Genomic DNA, 20,513 nt, shown 5'->3' on the forward strand with positions numbered 1-20,513 from the left:
GGGAGTGAGCTTGCTCACGAAGACTGACTTCCAGGCACAACCCTTCGACTGAGTACAACGCCCCCTTCGCGGAGGAGTCCGCTCCCACTGGCTGAATGTACCTGCCTATTCGTGGACGAGCAGGCGTGAAACCTGCCCTCACTTCGCCTCGCTGACAATCTGCCGGATCGCACTGACGAACACGTCCACCGGCTGCCCGCCCGATACGGCGTACTGGTCGTTGAAGACGATGGTCGGCACTGAGCTTACGCCGCGAGACGTCCACAGCTTTTCAGCTTCACGCACTTCACTCGCGTACTCGTTGCTGTCGAGCACGGCCTGAGCACGCACGCGATCCAGTCCCACTTTCTGCGCAGCATCCGCCAGAGCCTGGTGGTTTGAAGGGTCTTTCAGCTCGCTGAAGTAAGCCTCGAACAGCGCGTCCTTCAAGGCGTGTTGTTTGCCTTCAAGCTCGGCCCAGTGCAGCAGACGATGCGCGTCGAAGGTGTTGTAGATACGCCGCTCGCCTTTGGCAAAGACAAAGCCCTGCTCGGCACCACGCTCACGAATCGTGTCGTGAATGCTTTCGATCTGTTCGGGCGTGGAGCCGTATTTCTCGGCGATATGCTCTTTGATGTCCTGGCCTTCGGCCGGCATGTTCGGGTTCAGCTCGAAAGGCTGAAAATGGATGTGCGCCTGGACTTCATCACCCAGCTCTGCCAGCGCCTTGTCCAGCGCCCGCAGGCCGATGACGCACCAGGGGCAGGAAACGTCGGAAACGAAATCGATTTTCAGTGCAGTGCTCATAGTGGCCCTCGCTCAATCGGCAAAAGCCACACGATACACCTCTGCCCACCCCTTTCAACCGCACGGGCTTCTACAACTGCGCCAGATTCCTGCCGTCGTCATGCTGCGCTTTCAGATAAGGCAGCACCGCACCGAGCAGCGGAGCCTTGAACGCCTCTTGAAACCGATGCGCAAGCCCCGGAATCAAACGCAACTGACTGCCCTGAATGTGCGCCGCAACGTGCACGCCATGCATCACGGGCAACAGCGGGTCGGCGGTGCCATGAACCACCAGTACCGGCAGACGCAGGCGATTGAGCAGTTCGACCCGGCTGGGCTCGGCCAAAATCGCCATGATCTGACGCTTGACGCCCTCGGGGTTAAAGGCGCGGTCGTAGGAGACCGCCGCCTGATGCAGCAGCTGTGCGCGATCATCCTTGACCTGCGGGCTGCCCAACGCCGCCAACAGATCGGCCTGTTGCTCAATGGCGATTTCCCGGTTCGGCGCGCCACGGCGGGCCAGCAATTGCATCAACGCCGCACTGGGCATCGGCAGGCCCTGAGCGCCGGAGCTGGTCATGATCAGCGTCATGCTCTCAACGCGCGAAGGCGCAAGGTCCGCCAGATGCTGGGCGATCATCCCGCCCATGCTTGCGCCCAATACGTGAAACTGCCGAATCTGCAGGCTATCCATCAGGCCCAACGCATCATCGGCCATATCAGTCAGTGAATAAGGTGCGGAAACCGGCAGGCCGAGCTTGTAGCGCAGCACTTCGTAGGTGAGGTTGGCATCGGCAGGCTGTTGCACCCACGTGGAAAGGCCCACGTCACGGTTGTCATAGCGAATCACCCGATAACCCTGCTGACAGAGCGCGACCACCACCTCGTCAGGCCAGTGAATCAGTTGCCCGCCCAGGCCCATGACCAGCAGCAAGGCAGGGTCGGATTCACTGCCAATACTCTGGTAGGCAATTCGCACTTGCTTGAGTTCGGCAATTTGCACAGGAACATCGACGTCGCAACGATCGGCCGCAAAAGACTGCAAGCTGCACAGAAGCGCGGCCAGAAAAATTAACACCCGCATGAAAAACACCAAAAAACAGATCCCCAGTAGGCAACAAGTCTGATGATGTTTTGCAAAGCGCGCTGCCACAGTTGCGTGACAATTTGATGAAGGGGGCTCAACGGTCGTCTACGAGACCGGCATGCACTCGATCAGGCGCAGGCCAGCAGCAGGTTTTCGCCAAAACGGGCGCGTGCTTCCTGAACCAGCTCGACCTGATCGCCGACGAGACCGAGGGACAGGACCTTGTAGGTCGGCAGACGATCGAACACCGGCGCCAGTTGCTCTGACACGCTGACACGGTCGATGTGCAGGCCGGTGACCGGCAACAGAGCCGCCACGCCAAGGTTGTCCTTGAGGTCGCCGCGGTAGGTCGCCACCAGCTTTTTCAGCGGCGAGTACTGAAGAATGTGGTAAGCGCGTTCGAATGCATTGCGCCATTCCAGGGGCAGGTCGAGGGTCAGGATCGGCTCATCAATCTGCACCCACTCAACACCCCTGGCCGCCAGACGACCGAAGATTTCGCCATAGGCTGGCAGCAGGCGATCAAGCAGATCGAGCTTGTCGAAGTCCTGGAATGCCTGAGAAAACCAGAGGTACGTGAGTGGACCGATAAGCGAGGGCTTGCGACCTTGCTCGCTGGCCGCTTGTGCATCCTTGAGCAGCCGTTCCCAGTCCGGCTGAAAACGCTGATTCTGAGTCAGTTGTGGAATCAGTGATGGACACTGAACGGCCAGCCATTCGGCGGCGCCGGTCATGGACGACTCTTCGCGCTGCCAGCACGCCTGCAAAGCCTGCTGCAGTTCATGATCAGCGCCTATGCGCAGGTAGTCAGCGTTGAGTGCCAGGGCCATGAGGCGTCCTCCATAAAAGATGGCGCTATTGTCGACAGCCGGAGCAACATGAGACAAACTCATTTTTTTCGTGTTGATCACAAATACTATTCATGGAGCACTGACCGTGCTTGAGATACGCCACCTTAAAACCCTCCACGCGCTGCGTGAGGCCGACAGCCTGGTGGAAGCCGCCGAACGCCTTCACCTGACACAATCGGCGCTGTCGCACCAGTTCAAGGAGCTGGAAGAGCGCATGGGCATGCCGCTGTTCGTGCGCAAGACCAAACCCGTGCGCTTCACCAGTGCCGGGTTGCGCTTGCTACAACTGGCCGATTCGATCCTGCCTCAGCTTCGCGGCGCAGAACGGGATATCGCACGTCTGGCGGGCGGTACTGCGGGCCGCCTGCACATGGCCATCGAATGCCACAGTTGCTTTCAGTGGCTGATGCCGACCATCGACCAGTTCCGCGATGCGTGGCCTGAAGTCGAGCTGGATCTGTCTTCAGGCTTCTCGTTCGCGCCGCTGCCCGCGCTGGCCCGAGGAGACCTGGACCTGGTAGTGACCTCGGACCCGCTGGAACTGCCTGGTATCACCTACGTGCCGCTCTTTACCTACGAGGCGATGCTGGCCGTCGCCAATCAGCACGCGTTGGCCAGCAAGCCTTACATCGTCCCGGAAGATCTGCTGGACGAAACCCTGATCACCTACCCCGTAGAGCGTGATCGACTGGACATCTTCACGCGCTTCCTGGAGCCGGCCGATATCGAGCCCGCGCAGGTGCGGACCTCGGAACTGACCGTGATGATGATGCAACTGGTCGCCAGCGGACGCGGGGTGTGCGGGATGCCGCATTGGGCGCTGCACGAGTACAGCTCGCGGGGCTATGTGAAAGCCAAGCGTCTTGGAGAGAAAGGGTTGTTCGCAACGCTCTATGCCGGCATACGCGCCGACATGCTCGACGCGCCTTACATGCGCGATTTCCTGCTGACGGCCAAGGACACGTCATTCTCGACGCTGGATGGCGTCAGCGCAGTGCGCTGACGCCCGGCGTATGCTCAGGCCACCTCGATCTGGCGCTGCCGGTACAACGGCAGAATCAGGTCGCGGGTCAGCGGGGCCAGATGCAGCTCCGGATGAGGTTCTGCTCCAATCCAGATCACCTCCTCGATCTCGGCAGCCGGTACCACCGGCGCATCGGTCATGACTTCGAACAACTGACAGTGCACTTCAAAGCCCGGCTCGTTGGCGGCCGGTGCCGTGAACTCGCCGAGAAAAACCGCCTGCTGCGGATCGATGATCAGCCCAAGCTCCTCCTCCAGCTCACGGGCCAGCGCCAGTGACGCAGCTTCGCCAGGCTCGATCTTGCCGCCCGGCTGCATGAAGGCCTGGGTGCCGCGCTTGCGCACCAGCAGGGTCTGGCCGTCAGGATTGACTAACAAGGCTGCCGCAATGGTGATGAGCTTCATGCAAAAATGTCCGTTTTGAGCAGTCGCGCCTCGTCAGCGCGCTCCAGTGCCAGTGCGATCAGACGATCAATCAGCCCGGCGTAGGACAGACCGCTGGCCTGCCACAGTTTGGGGTACATGCTGATGGAGGTGAAACCGGGAATGGTGTTGACCTCGTTGATGATAATGTCGCGTGCTTCGGTGACGAAGAAATCGACCCGTGACAGCCCCTCGCACCCCAGCACCTTGTAGGCTGTCAGCGCGACGTTACGTACCTCATCACTCAGATCGGCCGCCAGCTCTGCCGGAATGGCAATGCGTGCCTGATCACCGTTGAGGTATTTGGTGTCGTACGCGTAGAACTCGTCGTTGGCGACCACTTCGCCACACACACTGACCTGCGGGTCGCGATTGCCCAGCACCGCGCACTCCACCTCGCGGCCAGCGATGCCTTGCTCGATCAGCAGCTTGTGATCGAACTGAAACCCGAGTGCCAGAGCGGCCTCGAAACCGGCTTCGTCGACCACCTTGCTGACACCGACCGACGAACCCTGACTGGCAGGCTTGACGAACATCGGCAGGCCGAGCTGTTCGGCAACCTGCGAAAACCGGACGGCCTGACCACGGCTCAGCACCACGAAAGGCGCAACCGCGATGCCTGCATCGCGCAGCAGGCGCTTGGTCACGTCCTTGTCCATGCAGACAGCGGAGCCCAGCACCTCCGGCCCCACGAAAGGAATCGCCAGCAGACGCAGCAGGCCTTGCAGCGAACCGTCCTCGCCATAGGCACCATGGATCAACGGGAACACCACGTCGATGCGCGGCAGTGGTTCCCCGGAGCGAACCTCGACGAACTGCCCCTCGGTGCTGCCGGGCAGCAATGCCAGGCGCTTGCCGGACGCGCTCAAGCTGATTTTTGCCGGATCGCCCGCGTTGAGCAGGTAATCGCGCTCATCGAACCGCAGCCAGCCGCCGTGTTTGTCGATGCCTATCAGGGTCAGCTCATAGCGTTCACGATCAATTGCATTGATCACGTTGCGCGCTGACTGCAACGAAACTTCATGCTCGCTGGATTGCCCACCGAAAATGATGGCCACTGACTTTTTCAAAGCGGGTACTCCTGTTTTTCAGGCCGCGAAGATAAAAGCAATTCCTGCTGTTAGTCCAGAGGACGAGTGGTCGCAACCCTCACTCCGGGCAAAAAAAATCCCGGCCCAGAGCCATCCTGTGCGGATGCCCTCGACCGGGACGGCAGATGGAACATTATTCGGCCGACGTGTCTTTCTTGCCAGCGGAACCAAAAGTGGCAAAACGCTTGTTGAAGCCTGCGATTCGACCTTCGCTGGTGGTCTTGCGCTGTTGGCCCGTGTACATCGGGTGCGACGCGCTGGACACGTCCAGAGCGACATACGGGTAGGCATTACCGTCGGTGTGCTGCTGCGTACGATCAGTGTCGACGGTGGAGCCGATCAGGAAAAACGCGTCAGCGGCCGTGTCGTGAAACAGCACGGTGCGGTAAGCGGGATGGATATCGGGTTTCATGGAGACCTCCGGTCACACAGGTGATTTAAGTGTTACACAGTAACATAATGAATCCTGTAGATGATAATGATTCCTGTCGATGGGCCGTATCGAGAGGCTTGATCGGGCAGGCACTTGAAGCTAAGGTTCGACGCGCCTCTGCCAATCGGTGCCCAGGGACGGCCCCCGAGCCGCGGAGGGGACAACAATAAAAGCCAGTAGGACTTTCATGCCTGACACCGCCCGCTACGACCTGCCTGCACATGCTTATGAACGCCTGATCGAAGCCCGGGATTCACTGCGGCTGCTCGATGGTTACGTCAACAAGACCCACGTCATGTGCAACCCTTCGATGCTGGTGGGTTATGTGTCGCTACTGCAGAACGTACTGCAGGACGTGATCACAGCCAGCACACCCGCCCAAGCTCGCGACAACTTCATGAACAAGGCAGATGAACCAGGTTTCGTGGCCCTCAACCCTAAGGAACTGGCCCTCATCCAGCACCTGCGCTGGATCAACCTGGAGGGTCGCGAAGAGGTGTACGCCGCCACAGAGCGCTTGAGACACCAGAAACCCTGGGTGCTGGAAAGCTGAACGAACGCTGCAGCACCACCAGAAGCCATCGCTGGCGCCGCACTTACTGCTCACATCCATGGCGGCAATCCGCTACATTTCAGTTGCGCCCTGCGCTGGATCGCTTATGCGAACCGGCCAGGGTGCGCAAAGTCCGGTAGCCCTGCGGTCCTGCATGCACTCATTCGCAGGCGAAGACGGGGCGCCTGGCGCTGAAAACCATTAGCCCAAGGATGTCGTATGAGCCTCTCACTACTCAGCCGTTACGCAGTCTTCGTCGGATGCGTACTCTTCACCCTGTTCAGTCTGCCGTTCTGGCATCACGAGTGGCTATGGCCGTTCACCCTCCTGACCGCACTACTGAGCGTTGTCGGCATCATCGACCTGCTGCAGAAACCGCACTCGGTACGCCGCAATTACCCGATTTTGGGCAACATCCGCTACGCGGTTGAAGCCATACGCCCGGAGATTCGCCAGTACCTGCTCGAATCCGACAGCGACGCCCTGCCCTTTTCCCGCGCGCAACGCTCACTGGTGTATTCGCGCGCCAAAAATGAGTCGGCCGACAAGCCGTTCGGCACGCTGATCGATGTCTATCAGACCGGTTTCGAATTCATCGGCCACTCCATGCGACCCGCTCCGTTGAGCGACCCCAACAGCTTTCGCGTGTCGATCGGCGGCCCGCAATGCACGCAGCCGTATTCAGCCTCTATCTTCAACATCTCGGCCATGAGTTTCGGCTCGCTGAGCGCCAACGCCATCCGTGCGCTGAACAAGGGCGCGAAACTGGGCAACTTCGCCCACGACACCGGGGAAGGCAGCATCAGCCCTTATCACCGAGAGCACGGGGGCGATCTGACCTGGGAACTGGGCAGCGGCTATTTCGGTTGTCGCACGGCGGATGGCCGCTTCGACCCGCAGCGGTTTGCCGAGCAGGCCAAGGACCCGCAAGTGCGCATGATCGAAATCAAGATGAGCCAAGGGGCCAAGCCCGGTCACGGCGGCATCCTGCCCAAACACAAAGTCACTCAGGAAATCGCCGACACTCGGGGTATCCCGATGGGTGAAGACTGTATTTCGCCGTCACGGCACAGCGCGTTCTCCACACCCTTCGAGCTGATGCAGTTCATTGCGCAGTTGCGCGAACTGTCGGGCGGCAAGCCGGTCGGCTTCAAGTTCTGCCTGGGCCATCCATGGGAGTTCATGGGCATCGCCAAGGCCATGCTCGACACCGGCATCTACCCGGACTTCATCGTGGTCGATGGCAAGGAAGGCGGAACCGGGGCCGCGCCGGTCGAATTTACCGACCACATGGGCACGCCGATGCGCGAGGCGCTGCTGTTCGTACACAACACGCTGGTCGGCCTGAACCTTCGCGATCAGATCCGACTGGGCGCCAGCGGCAAGATCGTCAGTGCTTTCGATATCGCCAGCGTGCTGGCCATTGGCGCCGACTGGGCCAACGCCGCGCGCGGCTTCATGTTCGCCATCGGTTGCATTCAGTCACAAAGTTGTCACACCAACAAATGCCCCACCGGCGTCGCCACTCAGGATGCCCTGCGTCAACGCGCACTGGTCGTGCCGGACAAGGCCGAGCGGGTGTACAACTTCCATCGCAACACGCTCAAGGGGCTGGCCGAGATGCTCGCCGCAGCAGGTCTGGATCACCCTTCACAACTGGAAGCCAAGCACTTGGTGAGGCGCATGTCGGCCACTGAAATCAAGCTGTTCTCGCAAACTCACGTGTTCCTGCAACCGGGCCAGTTGCTCAACGGCGTGAAGGACGACAGCTTTTATTCACGCATGTGGCAGATGGCGCGAGCCGACAGTTTCGAGCCCGCCGACGTCGCCTAAGCAGGCTGGTGTGGAGACATTCTGTAATAGCCTGATTTTGCAATTATCCTGATTTAACGCCACCCTGCCGCGCCGCCGAAAGACACTGACTGGCGGCGCGGAACCTCAGCCCTCTGTGGCCCATCTTATTAGCAACTTTCAAGAGTCCACCGTTATGACTAACGGACGCGATCATCGAATCGACTTCTTTCGGGGCCTGGCGCTGATCTTCATTTTCTGGGATCACGTGCCAGACAACCCGCTGGCCCAACTGACCGTGCGCAACTTCGGTTTCAGCGATGCGGCGGAGATCTTCGTCTTTCTGGCCGGTTACGCGGCGATTCTTGCGTACGGGCGCATTGCCCGACGCGAGGGCATGCTGGTCGCAGGCGTGCGTATCCTGCGGCGCACCTGGGTGCTGTATGTGGTGCACATCTTTCTGTTGACCTTGCTGATGGGCATCGTCTTCGTCGCCAACAACCATGTCGAGACCCGCGATATGGTGCAGCAGATGGGGCTCGAATACTTCGTCGGCAACCCCCAGCAGGCGCTGGCCGATGAACTGCTGCTGCGCTTCAAACCCAACCTGACCGACCCGTTACCGTTGTACATCGTCCTGTTGCTGACGCTGCCTTTGATCCTGCCGCTCATGCTGCGCAAGCTGGAGCTGGCGGTCGGCCTGTCGATTGCCCTGTACCTGATGGTGCCGCTGTTTGGCTGGAACCTGCGCGCCTATGAAGGCGGCGGCGTCTGGTATTTCAACCCGGTGGCCTGGCAGTTGCTGTTCATCCTCGGCGGTGCCTGTGCGCTGCGGGCCGAGACGCAAATCGCCAGGGAACGTGTCCCGTTGCGTCAACAACCGCTGTTCATGCTTGCCGCCGTTTACGTGCTGATCGCTGGCGTACTGACCTTCAGCGAGAAATGGCCAGGGTTGCACACCGCACTGGTATCGACCCTGCAACTGGAAAGCCTCTACCCCATCAGCAAGACCGACCTGGCACCTGTGCGGCTGCTGCACTTTCTGGCGCTGGTCTACGTGGTCGCCCGCTTGCTGCCCGCCACCAGCACCTGGCTCGAAAATTGGCCTGCTCGCCAGACCTGCCGCATGGGCCGCTACTCACTGGAAGTGTTCTGCCTGGGCGTACTGCTCGCCCCTTTGGCCGACATGGCCAATGCACTGGCGGGAGACACCTGGCCAATGCAAGTCACCACCGCGATCGTCGGCCTCGGGTTGATGATGCTGATGGCCAACGGGCTTGAGTTGAACAAACGCTTCGATAAAGCGCCCCGTCTCTTGCCAACCTGAGAATCGCATCACATTCAATCGCCCTCTCGGAAAGTTCCTACTGCTTTATCAGGCCAAGTTTTTCTTGAAATGGCCGTTATTCGGTATGAACTTAACGGGAGGGTAATGCCTTGAATATTGATACCGTCACAACCCACATGAAGACCTTGCAGCCTACGGCCATGCCACGCGCATTGGAATCGGGAATGGTTGGCGGCGCTGCGCCAAAAAAAGAGGCTATGACGGCTGACGCCACAACAGCGAAAGAAAAGCCTTTTTATGAATGTGAGAAAGAACCCTGGCTTTCAGAGCCAGTGGATCCGCTGATCACGAATCGTGAAGAGTATGTGGCGCATCAAAAAATGTTCAATGCTATCGATTTGAGACTCATGCAGATCACGTATGACGCTTACAGAAAAGAGCTGATAGATACCCATCCAGACATCGCAAACAAAAAATTTGGCTTCACACTGGACGAAAGCGCATCCCTGAAAATCATTGGTTATGACAACAGCTTAACCGAAACCGACAGAGCGGTGCTGACGGAATCCATCAACAACTTCCAAGAACTTAAAAGCATGGTCCAGGCAAATGCAAAAATGCTCATGACCCTGGTGGACCATGATCACGAAACGTTCGGAAATCGATACAACCTGAACATCGAGAATTTTCACAGCATTATAGATTACGACAAGATACTAAACACTGGCATTAACCTTATGCAAAGTGAATGGGTACGGCAAGTTCAGAGCAATGCTGAAAAGATCAGCCATTCATATATTTCTGTATCGGCATAAAAAGTCTGGCGGGATTTTTTTCATACCAGAGCTTAACGCCACACTGAAAAATACAGGCACAAGCCAGAGGCAGACGTATCTCTTGTAAATCATCCTCATTATAATTTTTTAGACAGGGCTGAATGCCGCTGATAAAACCGACATAATAGAAAGCCACCCCATCAGTCAACCCACACTAACCAAAACAAGAAAACTCCTACAATAAAATCATCCATTCAAATTCTAGAGAAAAATCCTACAACATTATCAGGGCAAGTTTTTCAACCTAAGGCCGTTAGCGAGTTAACTCATCAGCAGGAATACCTGACATGAAAATCAGTGCAGCAACCATGAGCCTCGCGTTCCAACCTGACCTCATCAAAAAAGCGACCTCCAGCCCGGCACTTGCGGAGTTGTCAAAACCTCTGCCGACGCCTGTCAAACCTCCGCGCGATCCAAATGAAGAATTTTACCGGTTCGAAGAAAGCCCTTGGCTGCCAAAAAACGACAAAGGGGAAATTGACGAAATTTACAAATTCCTTTCGGCCGAAGACATAAAACCAATGAGGGATAAGTTTCTCGAAATTGAACTGAAAAAATTTGAAAGCTCGATCTGTAGCATGTTCGACGACTTTCACAATTTCAAACAGCAACTCGCCTATTTGAACCCCGGACTTGCAGGCAAGCACTATGGCTTCACCTTGAGCTTCGACGAAACCATAAAGATAACTGACCCGGATGGCGTATTAACGCCCGCGGAGCACACCTACCTCACCGAAGAACTCAACAAACGCAAGCCGCTCAAGGATGCGTTGATCACCAACGCCAAAAGCATCATGACCTTGCTGGATCACTACTCAGAAAAATTCGGTACCGAGCACACGCTCAACCTGGAGAAATTCAGCAAGGTCATTGACTACGGACAAGTGTTCAGCCGCAACACCATTGGTAACTTCATGGACACCATCATCTACCAGATCGAACGCTATGCACCAAAGCGCGAGGTCAAGGAGGAACCGTTGGTGGACGTTCACGCTTGAAACCGAGAAAGGCATCACACCACCGCCCTCATCCGGAAACTTCCTACAGGGTTATCAGGCAAAGGTTTTCTCCACATCGCCGTTATCAAGGAAGCGTCATCCATTCAGCAAGGAGCGAGACATGAATATCAACAGCGCAATTCCATACTACATACCCGCTCAAACACCTCGGCAGACTCTTGCGCCTCTGCCGACCAACCCGCCCTCGTCCGATGTGTCAACGCATCAGGAGAAGAAAGAAGCCTATGCGAAAGAGTTCTACACAAGGGAGGAAGAGCCTTGGAACAAAATATCTTACGATTACATGCAGGACGGTGTACCCGTATCAATGCAGCATTATGCGAAGGAATGCTATTTACTGTCCATGAGAGTGTCGGCCGCTAGAGAGCTGGGCAACCAAGAACTATTTTTTGGTGCTTTTAAAAAACAAGTCGCACATATCCGACCGGACTTGGCAGAGAAAAACTTCAGCTTTACTCTTGGCGACGACGCGGAGATCAAAATATTGGACCCCGGAAAAAAACTGAACGACGACGACTTACAATGGTTAACCAGAGCCATTAATTCAGACGGCGACTTCAAGGGTTCGGTAAGAGAAGGTGCGAAGCTTATAATGACGATATTTGACCATGACTCCAAAAATCTTTCAGGAAAAACCAACCTGAACCTTTTGAACTTTCAGGATATTGTCGACCTCGGGAAGGTACTCTCAGACCCGATTGACATGACTGAAGGATGGATGAAGCAAGTGAAGGAGCATGACGAGAAAAATGGGAATTCTCTGATAAACACCTACGCGTAGGTGTCAAAAAGGGCGCTCCGTAGACAAGCGGAGCCGCCCTTTCTTAAAATTTACGGCCTTGTATGCAAATTGGTTAGCCAACGCTTACACAAATGCCCTAGCTTGAACTCATAAACTTTGTCCTCCAGCCGCCCCGTCAAAATATTACTGGCACTATAAACCCCCTCCTCGTAACGCGTACTCCACGTAAGCCTTTTCTTATCGACGTTTTCATATATGCTGTCTGCGAGCCAGCCTCCTTCGCAACGCTTGAATTCTATCAGCTCTGATATTTTTCCATTTTCATCAGATAAAAAGGTTTTTTTCACCTCCTCTCCGGCACCCGTAGTCAGTGAAAAGAACAACTGCCCCCCCTCCAAGGGATACGCCTTGCTGTCCGTAAAATTCGCCTCCAGCGTTACCTCCTTGAATCCTTGAGTGGCTAGAAACCCTTTCTTGTCACTCTGAATTGCCGAAATCGGTAAAATACCTTTCTCGTTGAGCAGGTCGTAACTCATGTGAGGAAACGACCCGAGCACAATCCTGTATTCCGCGCTTTCAAACTTGCTCCCTTCAACGGTGATTACGCGGACATTGACCTGAGCACCGGGGTTCAAGCCGGATATCAGTTGAGCGCTTGCAAAGCGTTTAGGCTTCCACTCGCCACTGTCAACTTGATATTCAACTTTCCAGAGTTTGTCGTATTGACTGCCAGGCGTTGCCAACAAAACATTCTGGCCACGAACCGCGGTAAAGCTGTACTGATGGACCGCCGAAACACTTTCCAGCGTCTGAGTAATTTGGTGAATCTTGTCGGAGAGCACGACCACACCTGGGTTTTCTGCGCGCAACACCGATGTTTCGTGCAGCGCATCCGACGCAATGCTGACAACACCGCTTTCACCCTGTGCAAGCGCATGGCAGGACATTGCCAGAAACAGTCCCGACACGAGCATGCGGCACGTATTACTTTTATTGTTTTTCATTTTAAATTCTCAACGTAAGTCCATTAATGTACGCCGGGCCTCATTGCCACTGACTGCCTGGACGTAATCAGCGAATACGTTGAAGATCAATACCGAGAACAACTTTACGGAAACATCCTACACATTAAAAAATCGTGCGTATTCAAACAACATGCTGGATCAGTCACTCCAGGACGCCCCCGACTGCAATTTTTCTGACCGCCCCGCATCGGCTGCACAGTCTCACATTGAGCCCGACAATTTCTCCTGTAATCCCAACCAGCGTCTAAGCTTGTCTCAGGTGCGTTAACAGGGTGACGGGCCATCGACTATGGGCGTATTCAGGCATTCCGATAGCAGGCAAGATGTGATTTCCGCTGACCGTCAGGATGACCCACGCGCGCCGCAGCAGCCCCGTCGTAAACGTTATGGATGGCGGGTGTTCTGGGTGGTCGTGGCACTGGGCGGTGTCGCGCTGGGCGCAGCGGTGGCCGTGGAAAGCCGCAGTTCCAGGCTTCAGGCACGCGAATTCAGTCGCTTTGCCGCCAGCCTCGGTTATTCGGTGCAGCCAGGGCCGAGTACGCAGGTGGTGTATCCGGGTGACGGGCCTTTCGATAAACGCTTGGGCTACTCATCGCTGGATGAATTCCTGCCGCGTTTGCTCAAGCGCGATTATGTGATCACGCGGCAGGCGCGCTTTTCCCCCGAACTGATGCGCTACAGCCAGCACGGCTTCTTCGTGCCGTATCAGGAAAAGATTCAGGCCGGGCTGTCGATCACCGACTGCCGTGGCGCGCCGCTGTATGAGTTTCGCTATCCGCAACAGTTCTACCCGGCATTTGCCGACATTCCGCCAGTGGTGGTGCACAGCCTGCTGTTCATCGAAAACCGCGACCTGCTTGACCCGCAGCAGCCGCTGGCTAACCCGGCGGTGGACTGGCCGCGATTTGCCAAGGCCGCGTGGTCGCAAGTGGCACGGCTGCTGTCGCTGCCTGGTCAGTCAGCGGGCGGCAGTACGCTGGCCACGCAACTGGAAAAGTATCGCCACTCGCCGGATGGGCTGACGCAGTCTGGCTCGGAGAAAATCCGGCAGATGATTTCCGCCAGCGTCCGGGCTTATCAACCCGGCGCACAGACGCTGGAAGCACGTCAGCATGTGGTCAGGGATTATCTGAACAGTGTGCCGTTGTCCGCGGTTCCCGGGCACGGCGAGGTGCATGGTCTGGCCGAGGGTTTGCGAGTCTGGTTCGGTGTGGACTTTGCCAGAACCAATGAAATCCTCGCGTCCAGTCCTGCAGACCCAAAAAGCCTGGCCGAAAAAGCGCTGGCCTTGCGCGAGGTGCTGTCGCTGGTGATTGCCCAGCGCCGCCCTTCCCATTATCTGGCCAAGGGTCGTCTGGAACTGGCTGAGCTCACCGACAGCCACATTCGCCTGCTGGCCCAGGCCAAAGTGATCGATCAGCCCCTTGCAGATGCGGCGTTGGCGGCGACTGTCACCTACCGCGACTGGGTGCAGCAGCCGACGATTCAGCCCATTGAAACCAACAAGGGCATCAGCGTTGCGCGCACCCGGCTGTCGAACCTGCTGAATCGTCCGCTGTATGACCTGGACCGCCTCGATCTGTCGGCCACCAGCACCTTGCACGGTCAGTTGCAGACCCAGGTCAGCCAATACCTGCGCGACCTGGCCGACCCGGCGTTTGCGGGCAGCATCGGTCTGATGGGTGAGCGTCTGCTGACCCCTGCCAGTACCACGCAAGTGCGTTACAGCTTCACGCTGTTCGAGCGCGGGACGGATGGCTCGCGGGTGCGCGTGCAGACCGACAGCACCGATCAGCCGTTCGACATCAACGAGGGCAGCAAGCTGGAACTGGGTTCGACCGCCAAGATGCGGGTGCTGACGACCTACCTGGAAATCATCGCCGAACTGCACGGGCGCTATGCCGACATGAGTGTCGCGCAACTGAGGAAAGTCCCCATCGAAGAGCCCGATCGCCTGACACGCTGGTCGGTGGACTACCTGATACAGAACAAGGACCGCGACCTGTCGAAAATGCTTGCAGCCGCGCTGGATCGCACCTACTCGGCCAGCCCCGGCGAGGCGTTCTTCACCGGCGGCGGTATGCATCGTTTCAACAACTTCCGACACGAAGACGACGGGCGAATTCCGACCTTGCGTGAGTCGCTGCGTGAGTCCATCAACCTGCCGTTCATTCGTCTGATGCGCGATATTGTGCGCTACAGCACCTATCAGGCCCCCAGCAACAGCGCGGCACTGCTCAAGGACGACGACAACCCGCGTCGCCAGGAATACCTGAGCCAGTTCGCCGACCGAGAAGGCACGGTGTTCCTGCTGCGTTTCTGGAAGCGCTACAAGGACAAGACCACGCAGGAACGTCTCGACACGTTTCTGGACGGCATCAACCCGACCGCCATCCGTCTGGCCGCCGTGCACCGTTACCTGTTGCCGGGGGCTGACCGCAACACCTTCAATGCCTTCGTTCGTGCGCACCTTGAAGACCCGAGAGCCACAGTGAAACTGACCGAAAAACGTCTGACGGATCTGTATGACAGCTATGGTCCGGGCGCGTATGACCTGCCGGATCAGGGTTACATCGCGCGCGTGCATCCTCTGGATCTGTGGCTGGTGGGCTATCTGCTCAAGCACCCCGACGCGCAGTTCAAGGACGCCGTGTCGGCCAGCCGCTTCGAACGTCAGGAAGTCTATGGCTGGCTGTTCAAGAGCCGGCACAAGGGCGCGCGTGACAGCCGGATCCGCACCATGATGGAAGTCGAGGCGTTTCTGGACATCGAGCAACGCTGGCAGCGCGTGGGCTATCCCTTCGATCATCTGGTGCCCTCGCTGGCGACGGCCATCGGCAGCTCCGGCGATCGCCCGGCAGCCCTGGCCGAGCTGATCGGTATCATCCAGAACGACGGCATCCGTCTGCCCGCTGTGCGTATCGACAGCCTGCAGTTTGCCGCCGCTACGCCTTATGAAACCGAACTGACCATCAACCCGGAACTGGGCCAGCGGGTGTTGCCGTCCGAAGTGGCCGCAGCGATGCGCGAAGCGCTGTCGCAGGTAGTGGACGGCGGCACCGCAAAACGGGTGCAAGGCACCTTCAAACTGCAAGACGGCAGCGTGCTGGCCATGGGCGGCAAAACCGGCACCGGCGATAACCGTATCGAAAGCATCGGCGCAGGCGGACGCGTCATCAGTTCGCGGGCCATCAACCGTACCGCGACCTTCGTGTTTTATATCGGCGAGAACCATTTCGGCGCCCTGACAGCGTTCGTGCCGGGCCGCGCCGCTGAGGGTTTCCGTTTCACCTCGGCACTGCCGGTGCAGGTGCTCAAGGGCATGGCACCGATATTGACGCCTTATCTGGAGCGCAATGGAAAAGCGATGTGCAACGCGCCGCCTCTCGACAACCGCACGCAGACATAGCCCGTTACCGTTCGTCATGATCACTTGCAGCTCAGTTTAGATATATCTTAAGGTATATCTAAATCGGACAACGAGAGATGACAACTATGCGTGATGACGCTCATCACCCCCACCCCCGCCCCCATCATGTTCGTGAAGACCGCGACGGCTTTGAAAAGCGCCCCGGCCGTGAACGTGGCGGACGTGGCCCGCGTGTATTTGCCCCGGGCGACCTGAAATTACTGCTGCTGGCGTTGATCGCCGAGCAGCCTGCCCACGGCTACGACCTGATCCGCAAGATCGAAGGCCTGTTCGACGGTGCGTATTGCCCAAGCCCAGGCGTGATCTATCCAACCCTGACCTTCCTGGAAGAAAGCGAGCTGATCCTCGGCGACGCCCAGGCAGGCAAGAAGCTTTACACCGTGACCGATGCCGGTCGCGCCTCCCTGCTGGAACAGGCCGTTGCGCTGGACGGCGTGCGTACACGCATCGACGTCAGCAAGCGCTCGTTGCGCGGACATGATCGGCCGCCGGAAATTCACGAAGCGGTGCACAACCTTCGCCATGCCATGCACATGCATGACGGCCGCTGGAGCCCGGAAGAAATCATTCGGGTTCGTGATCTGCTCAATAACACCGCCAAAGCCATCGTCGATGGGCCGCAATCAGCCTCGGAGCAGTCGCAATGACGTCAGAACCCACGACTCAGGAGCAAACAATTCACCGCGTGATGCACGACATCAAGCGCCGCAAGCTCACGGTGCTGCGCGTGACCCAACTGACACCGCTGATGCGCCGTATCACCCTGCAAGGCCCGGAACTGAACGGGTTCATCAGCCTGGGCAGCGACGATCACGTCAAACTGTTCTTCCCGCGCACCCCGCAGGAACACGAAGCGCTGGAAACCCTGACGCCCGCCACCGACAAGGACGCGCCACGTCCGCCGATGCGCGACTACACGCCACGTCGCTATGACGCAGCCAACGGCGAACTGGACATCGATTTCGTGCTGCACGGCGAGGGCCCTGCCGCTACCTGGGCGGCTCAGGCTGAGCCGGGGCAGTTTCTGCATATTGCGGGACCCAAGGGTTCGATGGTGGTGCCGGACATGTTCGACAGCTACTTGCTGATCGGCGATGAAACCGCGATCCCGGCCATTGCCCGACGCCTGGAATCGCTGCCAGCCAACCGCGCTGCACTGGTGGTGGTCGAAGTGGCCAACGAGCAGGAGCAGCAGGTGTTCCAGAGCGCGGCGCAGGTCGATGTAATCTGGATCGTGCGCGGCGAGCAGAACCTGATTGACGTGACGCGTCGTCTGGAAATGCCCGAGGGCAAGCTCTATGCCTGGGTCGCCACCGAATCCGGTCTGTCACGCAAGCTGCGTCGTGTGCTGCTGGAAGAATTCGGACTGGATGAGGCGTTCGTCAAGGCTGCCGGTTACTGGAAGCTGGACGGCGAAGAAGCCTGAACCTGAGCGGTCTGGCGCTATCGGCAACGTCAGACCACCCTACTGTGCGCCTGATCATTTCTGACGGCGCGACGCCCAGTGGTCCACACCCAGCAGCACCAGCGCAATCATCACGAACCCCAGCAGAACGCCCAGCGCATTGATGAAGGCCTGGGTGTAACCGATGGTGCCGATATCAATGAACGGGTACATGTAGTCGCCGATCACATCGCCGCGCAGCAGGATGTAAGCGAAGTACACCACCGGGTACAACGCCCACAGCAACACGTGGCCCAGACGCAGCCCCCCTTTGGGCACGCACAGCCACCAGTACGCCAGAAACGCCAGCGGCATCACGTCGTGCAGCAGCTCATCGGCGATGAACTGCCAGCCCTGCGGATGCCACAAATGGCGCAGCAGGATGTTATAGGCGATGCCGACCACGGCAATGCTCACTGCAATACCGCTGCACACCACGGGACTGCGGAAAAACCGATGCCCCGCCGACTGCCGCTCGCTGAGCGCACAGCTTAGTGCAATCGCCACCAGCGTATTGGTGAGCACCGTAAAGAAGCTGAAGAACCGGACCAGCCCGCCCAACAGGCTGGCGTGATCCATCCAGCGCCCGATAAAGATCAGATAAAGCTGAATCGCAAGCCCTGACCAGCCCAGGCAGGCGGCCAGAAGAATGAAGGTGCGCTGCCGTCGGGAACGAGGCAGGTGTTGACTGTGCATCGGTGTGCTTCCTTGAATATCAGCCTCCCTGCCATGTGTTGATTACCAACCCTTGCTGCGGTGCAGCTTTGCGTACAGGCGTTCCACCTTTTCCCGCGCCCAAGGGGTCTTGCGCAGGAACGTCAGGCTGGATTTGATGCTCGGGTCGCTCTTGAAACAACGAATATCGATGCGCTCGGCCAGGCCTGACCACTCGTAGTGCTCGACCAGGGCGTTAAGAATCTGCTCCAGCGTGACGCCGTGCAGCGGGTCGGTAGTGGGTGTTGTCATGTCGAACCTTGAAGCCGATGAGTGACGCGATAAAGGAAGGTGCGCACCTTAGCCGAGCGCTCGCACGGCGCAAAGCACTTCGTGCGCAAAGCGTCGCAGCGCCTTTAACCATAGTCGCTCAAAGCACTGTTACCAAACCTGCAATGATCCATGTCAGGTTAATGTCTTTTTGCAAACTCGTTAGCGTCCTATCATTACGGCTCTAGCTGAACCGATTCTCTGCATTGGAAGTATTTCCCCGACGACTGCCCAGACAGTCGCGGGAGAGCCTTGTCGTTCCCAAAAAACTTAATAAAGAATGCCCCTTTTCATGCCTAGTTCATCCAAGCATCATCGCGTCGTCACGGTTCATCGTGCTGTCAGTCTGTGGGGGCTGACGCTCATCGGCCTGGCGAGCACCGTCCATGCCGCGCCGGCCCTGTCCACCGATTCGCCCTGGATGCTGGGCGATTGGGGCGGCAAGCGCACCGACCTCTCCACGCAAGGTATCGACTTCAAACTCGACTACACCAGCGAGACGGGTGCCAATCTGCACGGCGGCTACAACCACGACAAGGCGACCCGTTACAGCGACCAGATCGCCGTGGGCGCTCACCTGGACCTGCAGAAAATCCTTGGCTGGCACGACGCCGAATTCCAGCTGACCCTGAACAACCGCAACGGCGACAACATCAGCAACGACCGAATCGGCGACCCACGCACCGGCACACTCTCCTCTTCCCAGGAGGTCTGGGGGCGCGGCAGCGTCACCCGGCTGACGCAGATGTGGTATCAGCAGGCGTTCTTCGACCAGGCCTTGAGCATCAAGCTCGGCCGTTTCAACGAAGGCGAAGACTTCAACAGCATGCCGTGCGACTTCCAGAACCTGTCGCTGTGCGGCTCGCAGGCCGGCAACTATGTCGATACTTGGTACAACTGGCCGATCAGCCAATGGGCGATGCGTATCAAGTATCAGCTCACGCCCGAGGTCTTCGTTCAGATCGGTGCCTTCGAGCAGAACCCGTCCAATCTGGAAAACGACAACGCATTCAAACTCAGCGGCAGCGGCACCCAGGGTGCGCTATTGCCGGTCGAGCTGGTCTGGTCGCCCAAGGTCAACGGGCTGCCGGGTGAATACCGCGCCGGTTATTACTACAGCACCGCTGATAGCAAAGACGTCTACAAAAACAGCGACGGGCAACCCGCCGCCCTCACCGGGACGGCGTATCGTGGTGCCTCAAGTAAACACGGTCTGTGGCTCAACCTGCGCCAGCAGGTCACGCAGCATGACGGCGACGCCAGCCGTGGCCTGAGCCTGTTCGCGAACGGCACGCTGCACGACAAGAAAACCAACAAGGTCGATCACTATGTTTCGGTCGGTATGGTCTACAAAGGTCCGTTCGATGCCCGCACTCAGGACGACATCGGCCTGGGCCTGTCGCGCATTCACGTCAATCCTGCGTACCGCAAAAACGCTGATGCACGAAATCAGGCAGCGGCGGTCTACGACTACAACGACCCATCCTTCATGCCTCTGCAGGACACGGAATACAACGCCGAGCTGTATTACGGCGTGCACGTGGCCAACGGGTTGACCGTGCGACCGAACCTGCAATACGTCCGCCATCCAGGCGGGCTGGACGAGGTCGATGATGCGCTGGTGGCCGGGTTGAAGGTGCAACTCTCGTTCTGACCGGCGGTTGAATTCAACCGGCGGTAAATCGTCTCAACAGTACGCTTGGTTTCAAAGGCTGTTCAAGAGTGACA

At 57.9% G+C, this 20,513-nt stretch carries 20 protein-coding genes; 11 read left to right on the plus strand and 9 right to left on the minus strand.

The genetic code is table 11. The features are described from left to right. Positions 1-138: 138 nt before the first annotated feature. The 3 genes from BUB69_RS19375 to BUB69_RS19385 all read right to left on the minus strand — a co-directional run bounded on the left by BUB69_RS19375 (position 139) and on the right by BUB69_RS19385 (position 2,682). On the minus strand, positions 139-786 hold the full coding sequence (locus tag BUB69_RS19375) for a DsbA family oxidoreductase (protein ID WP_073169559.1): 648 nt from the start codon (positions 784-786) through the stop codon (positions 139-141). 70 nt (positions 787-856) lie between these two features. Next, positions 857-1,849, minus strand: a complete 993-nt coding sequence (locus BUB69_RS19380; RefSeq protein ID WP_073169790.1) for an alpha/beta fold hydrolase — start codon at positions 1,847-1,849, stop codon at positions 857-859. Between the two features lie 131 nt (positions 1,850-1,980). Next, positions 1,981-2,682 carry a uroporphyrinogen decarboxylase/cobalamine-independent methonine synthase family protein gene (locus BUB69_RS19385; RefSeq protein WP_084537130.1) on the minus strand — a complete coding sequence of 234 codons (702 nt, stop codon included), beginning with the start codon at positions 2,680-2,682 and terminating at the stop codon, positions 1,981-1,983. Between the two features lie 106 nt (positions 2,683-2,788). On the opposite strand from BUB69_RS19385, the gene metR reads away from it, so the two are divergent. Then, on the plus strand, positions 2,789-3,706 hold the full coding sequence (gene metR, locus BUB69_RS19390; protein WP_024688531.1) for a transcriptional regulator MetR: 918 nt from the start codon (positions 2,789-2,791) through the stop codon (positions 3,704-3,706). 14 nt (positions 3,707-3,720) lie between these two features. On the opposite strand, the gene BUB69_RS19395 is transcribed toward metR, so the two are convergent. From BUB69_RS19395 to BUB69_RS19405, 3 genes are all read right to left on the minus strand, one after another. Continuing rightward, positions 3,721-4,131, minus strand: coding sequence for an NUDIX hydrolase (locus BUB69_RS19395; RefSeq protein ID WP_073169561.1), 411 nt, complete (start codon positions 4,129-4,131; stop codon positions 3,721-3,723). After that, positions 4,128-5,219 carry a D-alanine--D-alanine ligase gene (ddlA, locus tag BUB69_RS19400; RefSeq protein WP_073169562.1) on the minus strand — a complete coding sequence of 364 codons (1,092 nt, stop codon included), beginning with the start codon at positions 5,217-5,219 and terminating at the stop codon, positions 4,128-4,130. The genes BUB69_RS19395 and ddlA overlap by 4 nt, the downstream gene beginning before the upstream one ends. A gap of 154 nt (positions 5,220-5,373) precedes the next feature. Then, on the minus strand, positions 5,374-5,652 hold the full coding sequence (locus BUB69_RS19405; protein WP_073169564.1) for a type B 50S ribosomal protein L31: 279 nt from the start codon (positions 5,650-5,652) through the stop codon (positions 5,374-5,376). A 208-nt stretch (positions 5,653-5,860) separates the two neighbouring features. Here BUB69_RS19405 and BUB69_RS19410 point away from each other — a divergent pair, with 208 nt between their 5' ends. The 6 genes from BUB69_RS19410 (at position 5,861) to BUB69_RS28285 (ending at position 11,941) form a co-directional block, all read left to right on the plus strand. Continuing rightward, positions 5,861-6,226 (plus strand): hypothetical protein, encoded by a 366-nt coding sequence (locus BUB69_RS19410; RefSeq protein WP_073169567.1) that lies wholly within the window; start codon positions 5,861-5,863, stop codon positions 6,224-6,226. A 219-nt stretch (positions 6,227-6,445) separates the two neighbouring features. Continuing rightward, the gene (locus BUB69_RS19415; protein ID WP_073169569.1) at positions 6,446-8,059 is read left to right on the plus strand and encodes an FMN-binding glutamate synthase family protein; all 1,614 of its coding nucleotides are present in this window, start codon (positions 6,446-6,448) and stop codon (positions 8,057-8,059) included. A 154-nt stretch (positions 8,060-8,213) separates the two neighbouring features. Next, positions 8,214-9,344, plus strand: a complete 1,131-nt coding sequence (locus BUB69_RS19420; RefSeq protein ID WP_073169794.1) for an OpgC domain-containing protein — start codon at positions 8,214-8,216, stop codon at positions 9,342-9,344. Positions 9,345-9,454: 110 nt separating this feature from the next. Beyond that, positions 9,455-10,120, plus strand: a complete 666-nt coding sequence (locus BUB69_RS19425; RefSeq protein ID WP_245825305.1) for a hypothetical protein — start codon at positions 9,455-9,457, stop codon at positions 10,118-10,120. A 308-nt stretch (positions 10,121-10,428) separates the two neighbouring features. Continuing rightward, positions 10,429-11,139 (plus strand): hypothetical protein, encoded by a 711-nt coding sequence (locus BUB69_RS19430; RefSeq protein ID WP_073169572.1) that lies wholly within the window; start codon positions 10,429-10,431, stop codon positions 11,137-11,139. A 121-nt stretch (positions 11,140-11,260) separates the two neighbouring features. Continuing rightward, a complete protein-coding gene (locus tag BUB69_RS28285; RefSeq protein ID WP_084537131.1) occupies positions 11,261-11,941 on the plus strand; it encodes a hypothetical protein in 681 nt (226 codons plus the stop codon). A gap of 50 nt (positions 11,942-11,991) precedes the next feature. On the opposite strand, the gene BUB69_RS19440 is transcribed toward BUB69_RS28285, so the two are convergent. Further along, positions 11,992-12,906 (minus strand): hypothetical protein, encoded by a 915-nt coding sequence (locus tag BUB69_RS19440; protein WP_084537132.1) that lies wholly within the window; start codon positions 12,904-12,906, stop codon positions 11,992-11,994. A 310-nt stretch (positions 12,907-13,216) separates the two neighbouring features. On the opposite strand from BUB69_RS19440, the gene BUB69_RS19445 reads away from it, so the two are divergent. The 3 genes from BUB69_RS19445 (at position 13,217) to BUB69_RS19455 (ending at position 17,783) form a co-directional block, all read left to right on the plus strand. Next, a complete protein-coding gene (locus BUB69_RS19445; protein WP_073169574.1) occupies positions 13,217-16,336 on the plus strand; it encodes a transglycosylase domain-containing protein in 3,120 nt (1,039 codons plus the stop codon). 77 nt (positions 16,337-16,413) lie between these two features. After that, complete coding sequence (locus BUB69_RS19450) at positions 16,414-17,004, plus strand: PadR family transcriptional regulator (protein ID WP_073169576.1); 591 nt, start codon at positions 16,414-16,416, stop codon at positions 17,002-17,004. Then, positions 17,001-17,783, plus strand: coding sequence for a siderophore-interacting protein (locus tag BUB69_RS19455; RefSeq protein WP_073169578.1), 783 nt, complete (start codon positions 17,001-17,003; stop codon positions 17,781-17,783). The genes BUB69_RS19450 and BUB69_RS19455 overlap by 4 nt, the downstream gene beginning before the upstream one ends. A 54-nt stretch (positions 17,784-17,837) precedes the next feature. On the opposite strand, the gene BUB69_RS19460 is transcribed toward BUB69_RS19455, so the two are convergent. Continuing rightward, on the minus strand, positions 17,838-18,497 hold the full coding sequence (locus BUB69_RS19460; RefSeq protein WP_073169580.1) for a Pr6Pr family membrane protein: 660 nt from the start codon (positions 18,495-18,497) through the stop codon (positions 17,838-17,840). A gap of 42 nt (positions 18,498-18,539) precedes the next feature. Continuing rightward, positions 18,540-18,767, minus strand: coding sequence for a VF530 family protein (locus tag BUB69_RS19465; RefSeq protein WP_073169582.1), 228 nt, complete (start codon positions 18,765-18,767; stop codon positions 18,540-18,542). Positions 18,768-19,077: 310 nt separating this feature from the next. On the opposite strand from BUB69_RS19465, the gene BUB69_RS19470 reads away from it, so the two are divergent. Next, a complete protein-coding gene (locus tag BUB69_RS19470; RefSeq protein ID WP_073169584.1) occupies positions 19,078-20,439 on the plus strand; it encodes a carbohydrate porin in 1,362 nt (453 codons plus the stop codon). Positions 20,440-20,513: the final 74 nt, after the last annotated feature.

This window comes from Pseudomonas asturiensis (genome assembly GCF_900143095.1).
Classification (GTDB): domain Bacteria; phylum Pseudomonadota; class Gammaproteobacteria; order Pseudomonadales; family Pseudomonadaceae; genus Aquipseudomonas; species Aquipseudomonas asturiensis.

Excerpts from the sequence above, each read along its gene's own strand:
- BUB69_RS19460 (WP_073169580.1), bottom strand. The coding sequence starts at position 18,497 with ATGCACAGTCAACACCTGCCTCGTTCCCGACGGCAGCGCACCTTCATT.
- BUB69_RS19385 (WP_084537130.1), bottom strand. The coding sequence starts at position 2,682 with ATGGCCCTGGCACTCAACGCTGACTACCTGCGCATAGGCGCTGATCAT.
- BUB69_RS19455 (WP_073169578.1), top strand. The coding sequence starts at position 17,001 with ATGACGTCAGAACCCACGACTCAGGAGCAAACAATTCACCGCGTGATG.
- BUB69_RS28285 (WP_084537131.1), top strand. The coding sequence starts at position 11,261 with ATGAATATCAACAGCGCAATTCCATACTACATACCCGCTCAAACACCT.
- BUB69_RS19410 (WP_073169567.1), top strand. The coding sequence starts at position 5,861 with ATGCCTGACACCGCCCGCTACGACCTGCCTGCACATGCTTATGAACGC.
- BUB69_RS19440 (WP_084537132.1), bottom strand. The coding sequence starts at position 12,906 with ATGAAAAACAATAAAAGTAATACGTGCCGCATGCTCGTGTCGGGACTG.
- BUB69_RS19395 (WP_073169561.1), bottom strand. The coding sequence starts at position 4,131 with ATGAAGCTCATCACCATTGCGGCAGCCTTGTTAGTCAATCCTGACGGC.
- BUB69_RS19380 (WP_073169790.1), bottom strand. The coding sequence starts at position 1,849 with ATGCGGGTGTTAATTTTTCTGGCCGCGCTTCTGTGCAGCTTGCAGTCT.
- BUB69_RS19405 (WP_073169564.1), bottom strand. The coding sequence starts at position 5,652 with ATGAAACCCGATATCCATCCCGCTTACCGCACCGTGCTGTTTCACGAC.
- BUB69_RS19430 (WP_073169572.1), top strand. The coding sequence starts at position 10,429 with ATGAAAATCAGTGCAGCAACCATGAGCCTCGCGTTCCAACCTGACCTC.
- BUB69_RS19375 (WP_073169559.1), bottom strand. The coding sequence starts at position 786 with ATGAGCACTGCACTGAAAATCGATTTCGTTTCCGACGTTTCCTGCCCC.
- BUB69_RS19465 (WP_073169582.1), bottom strand. The coding sequence starts at position 18,767 with ATGACAACACCCACTACCGACCCGCTGCACGGCGTCACGCTGGAGCAG.
- BUB69_RS19470 (WP_073169584.1), top strand. The coding sequence starts at position 19,078 with ATGCCTAGTTCATCCAAGCATCATCGCGTCGTCACGGTTCATCGTGCT.
- BUB69_RS19415 (WP_073169569.1), top strand. The coding sequence starts at position 6,446 with ATGAGCCTCTCACTACTCAGCCGTTACGCAGTCTTCGTCGGATGCGTA.
- BUB69_RS19420 (WP_073169794.1), top strand. The coding sequence starts at position 8,214 with ATGACTAACGGACGCGATCATCGAATCGACTTCTTTCGGGGCCTGGCG.
- BUB69_RS19445 (WP_073169574.1), top strand. The coding sequence starts at position 13,217 with ATGGGCGTATTCAGGCATTCCGATAGCAGGCAAGATGTGATTTCCGCT.
- BUB69_RS19450 (WP_073169576.1), top strand. The coding sequence starts at position 16,414 with ATGACAACTATGCGTGATGACGCTCATCACCCCCACCCCCGCCCCCAT.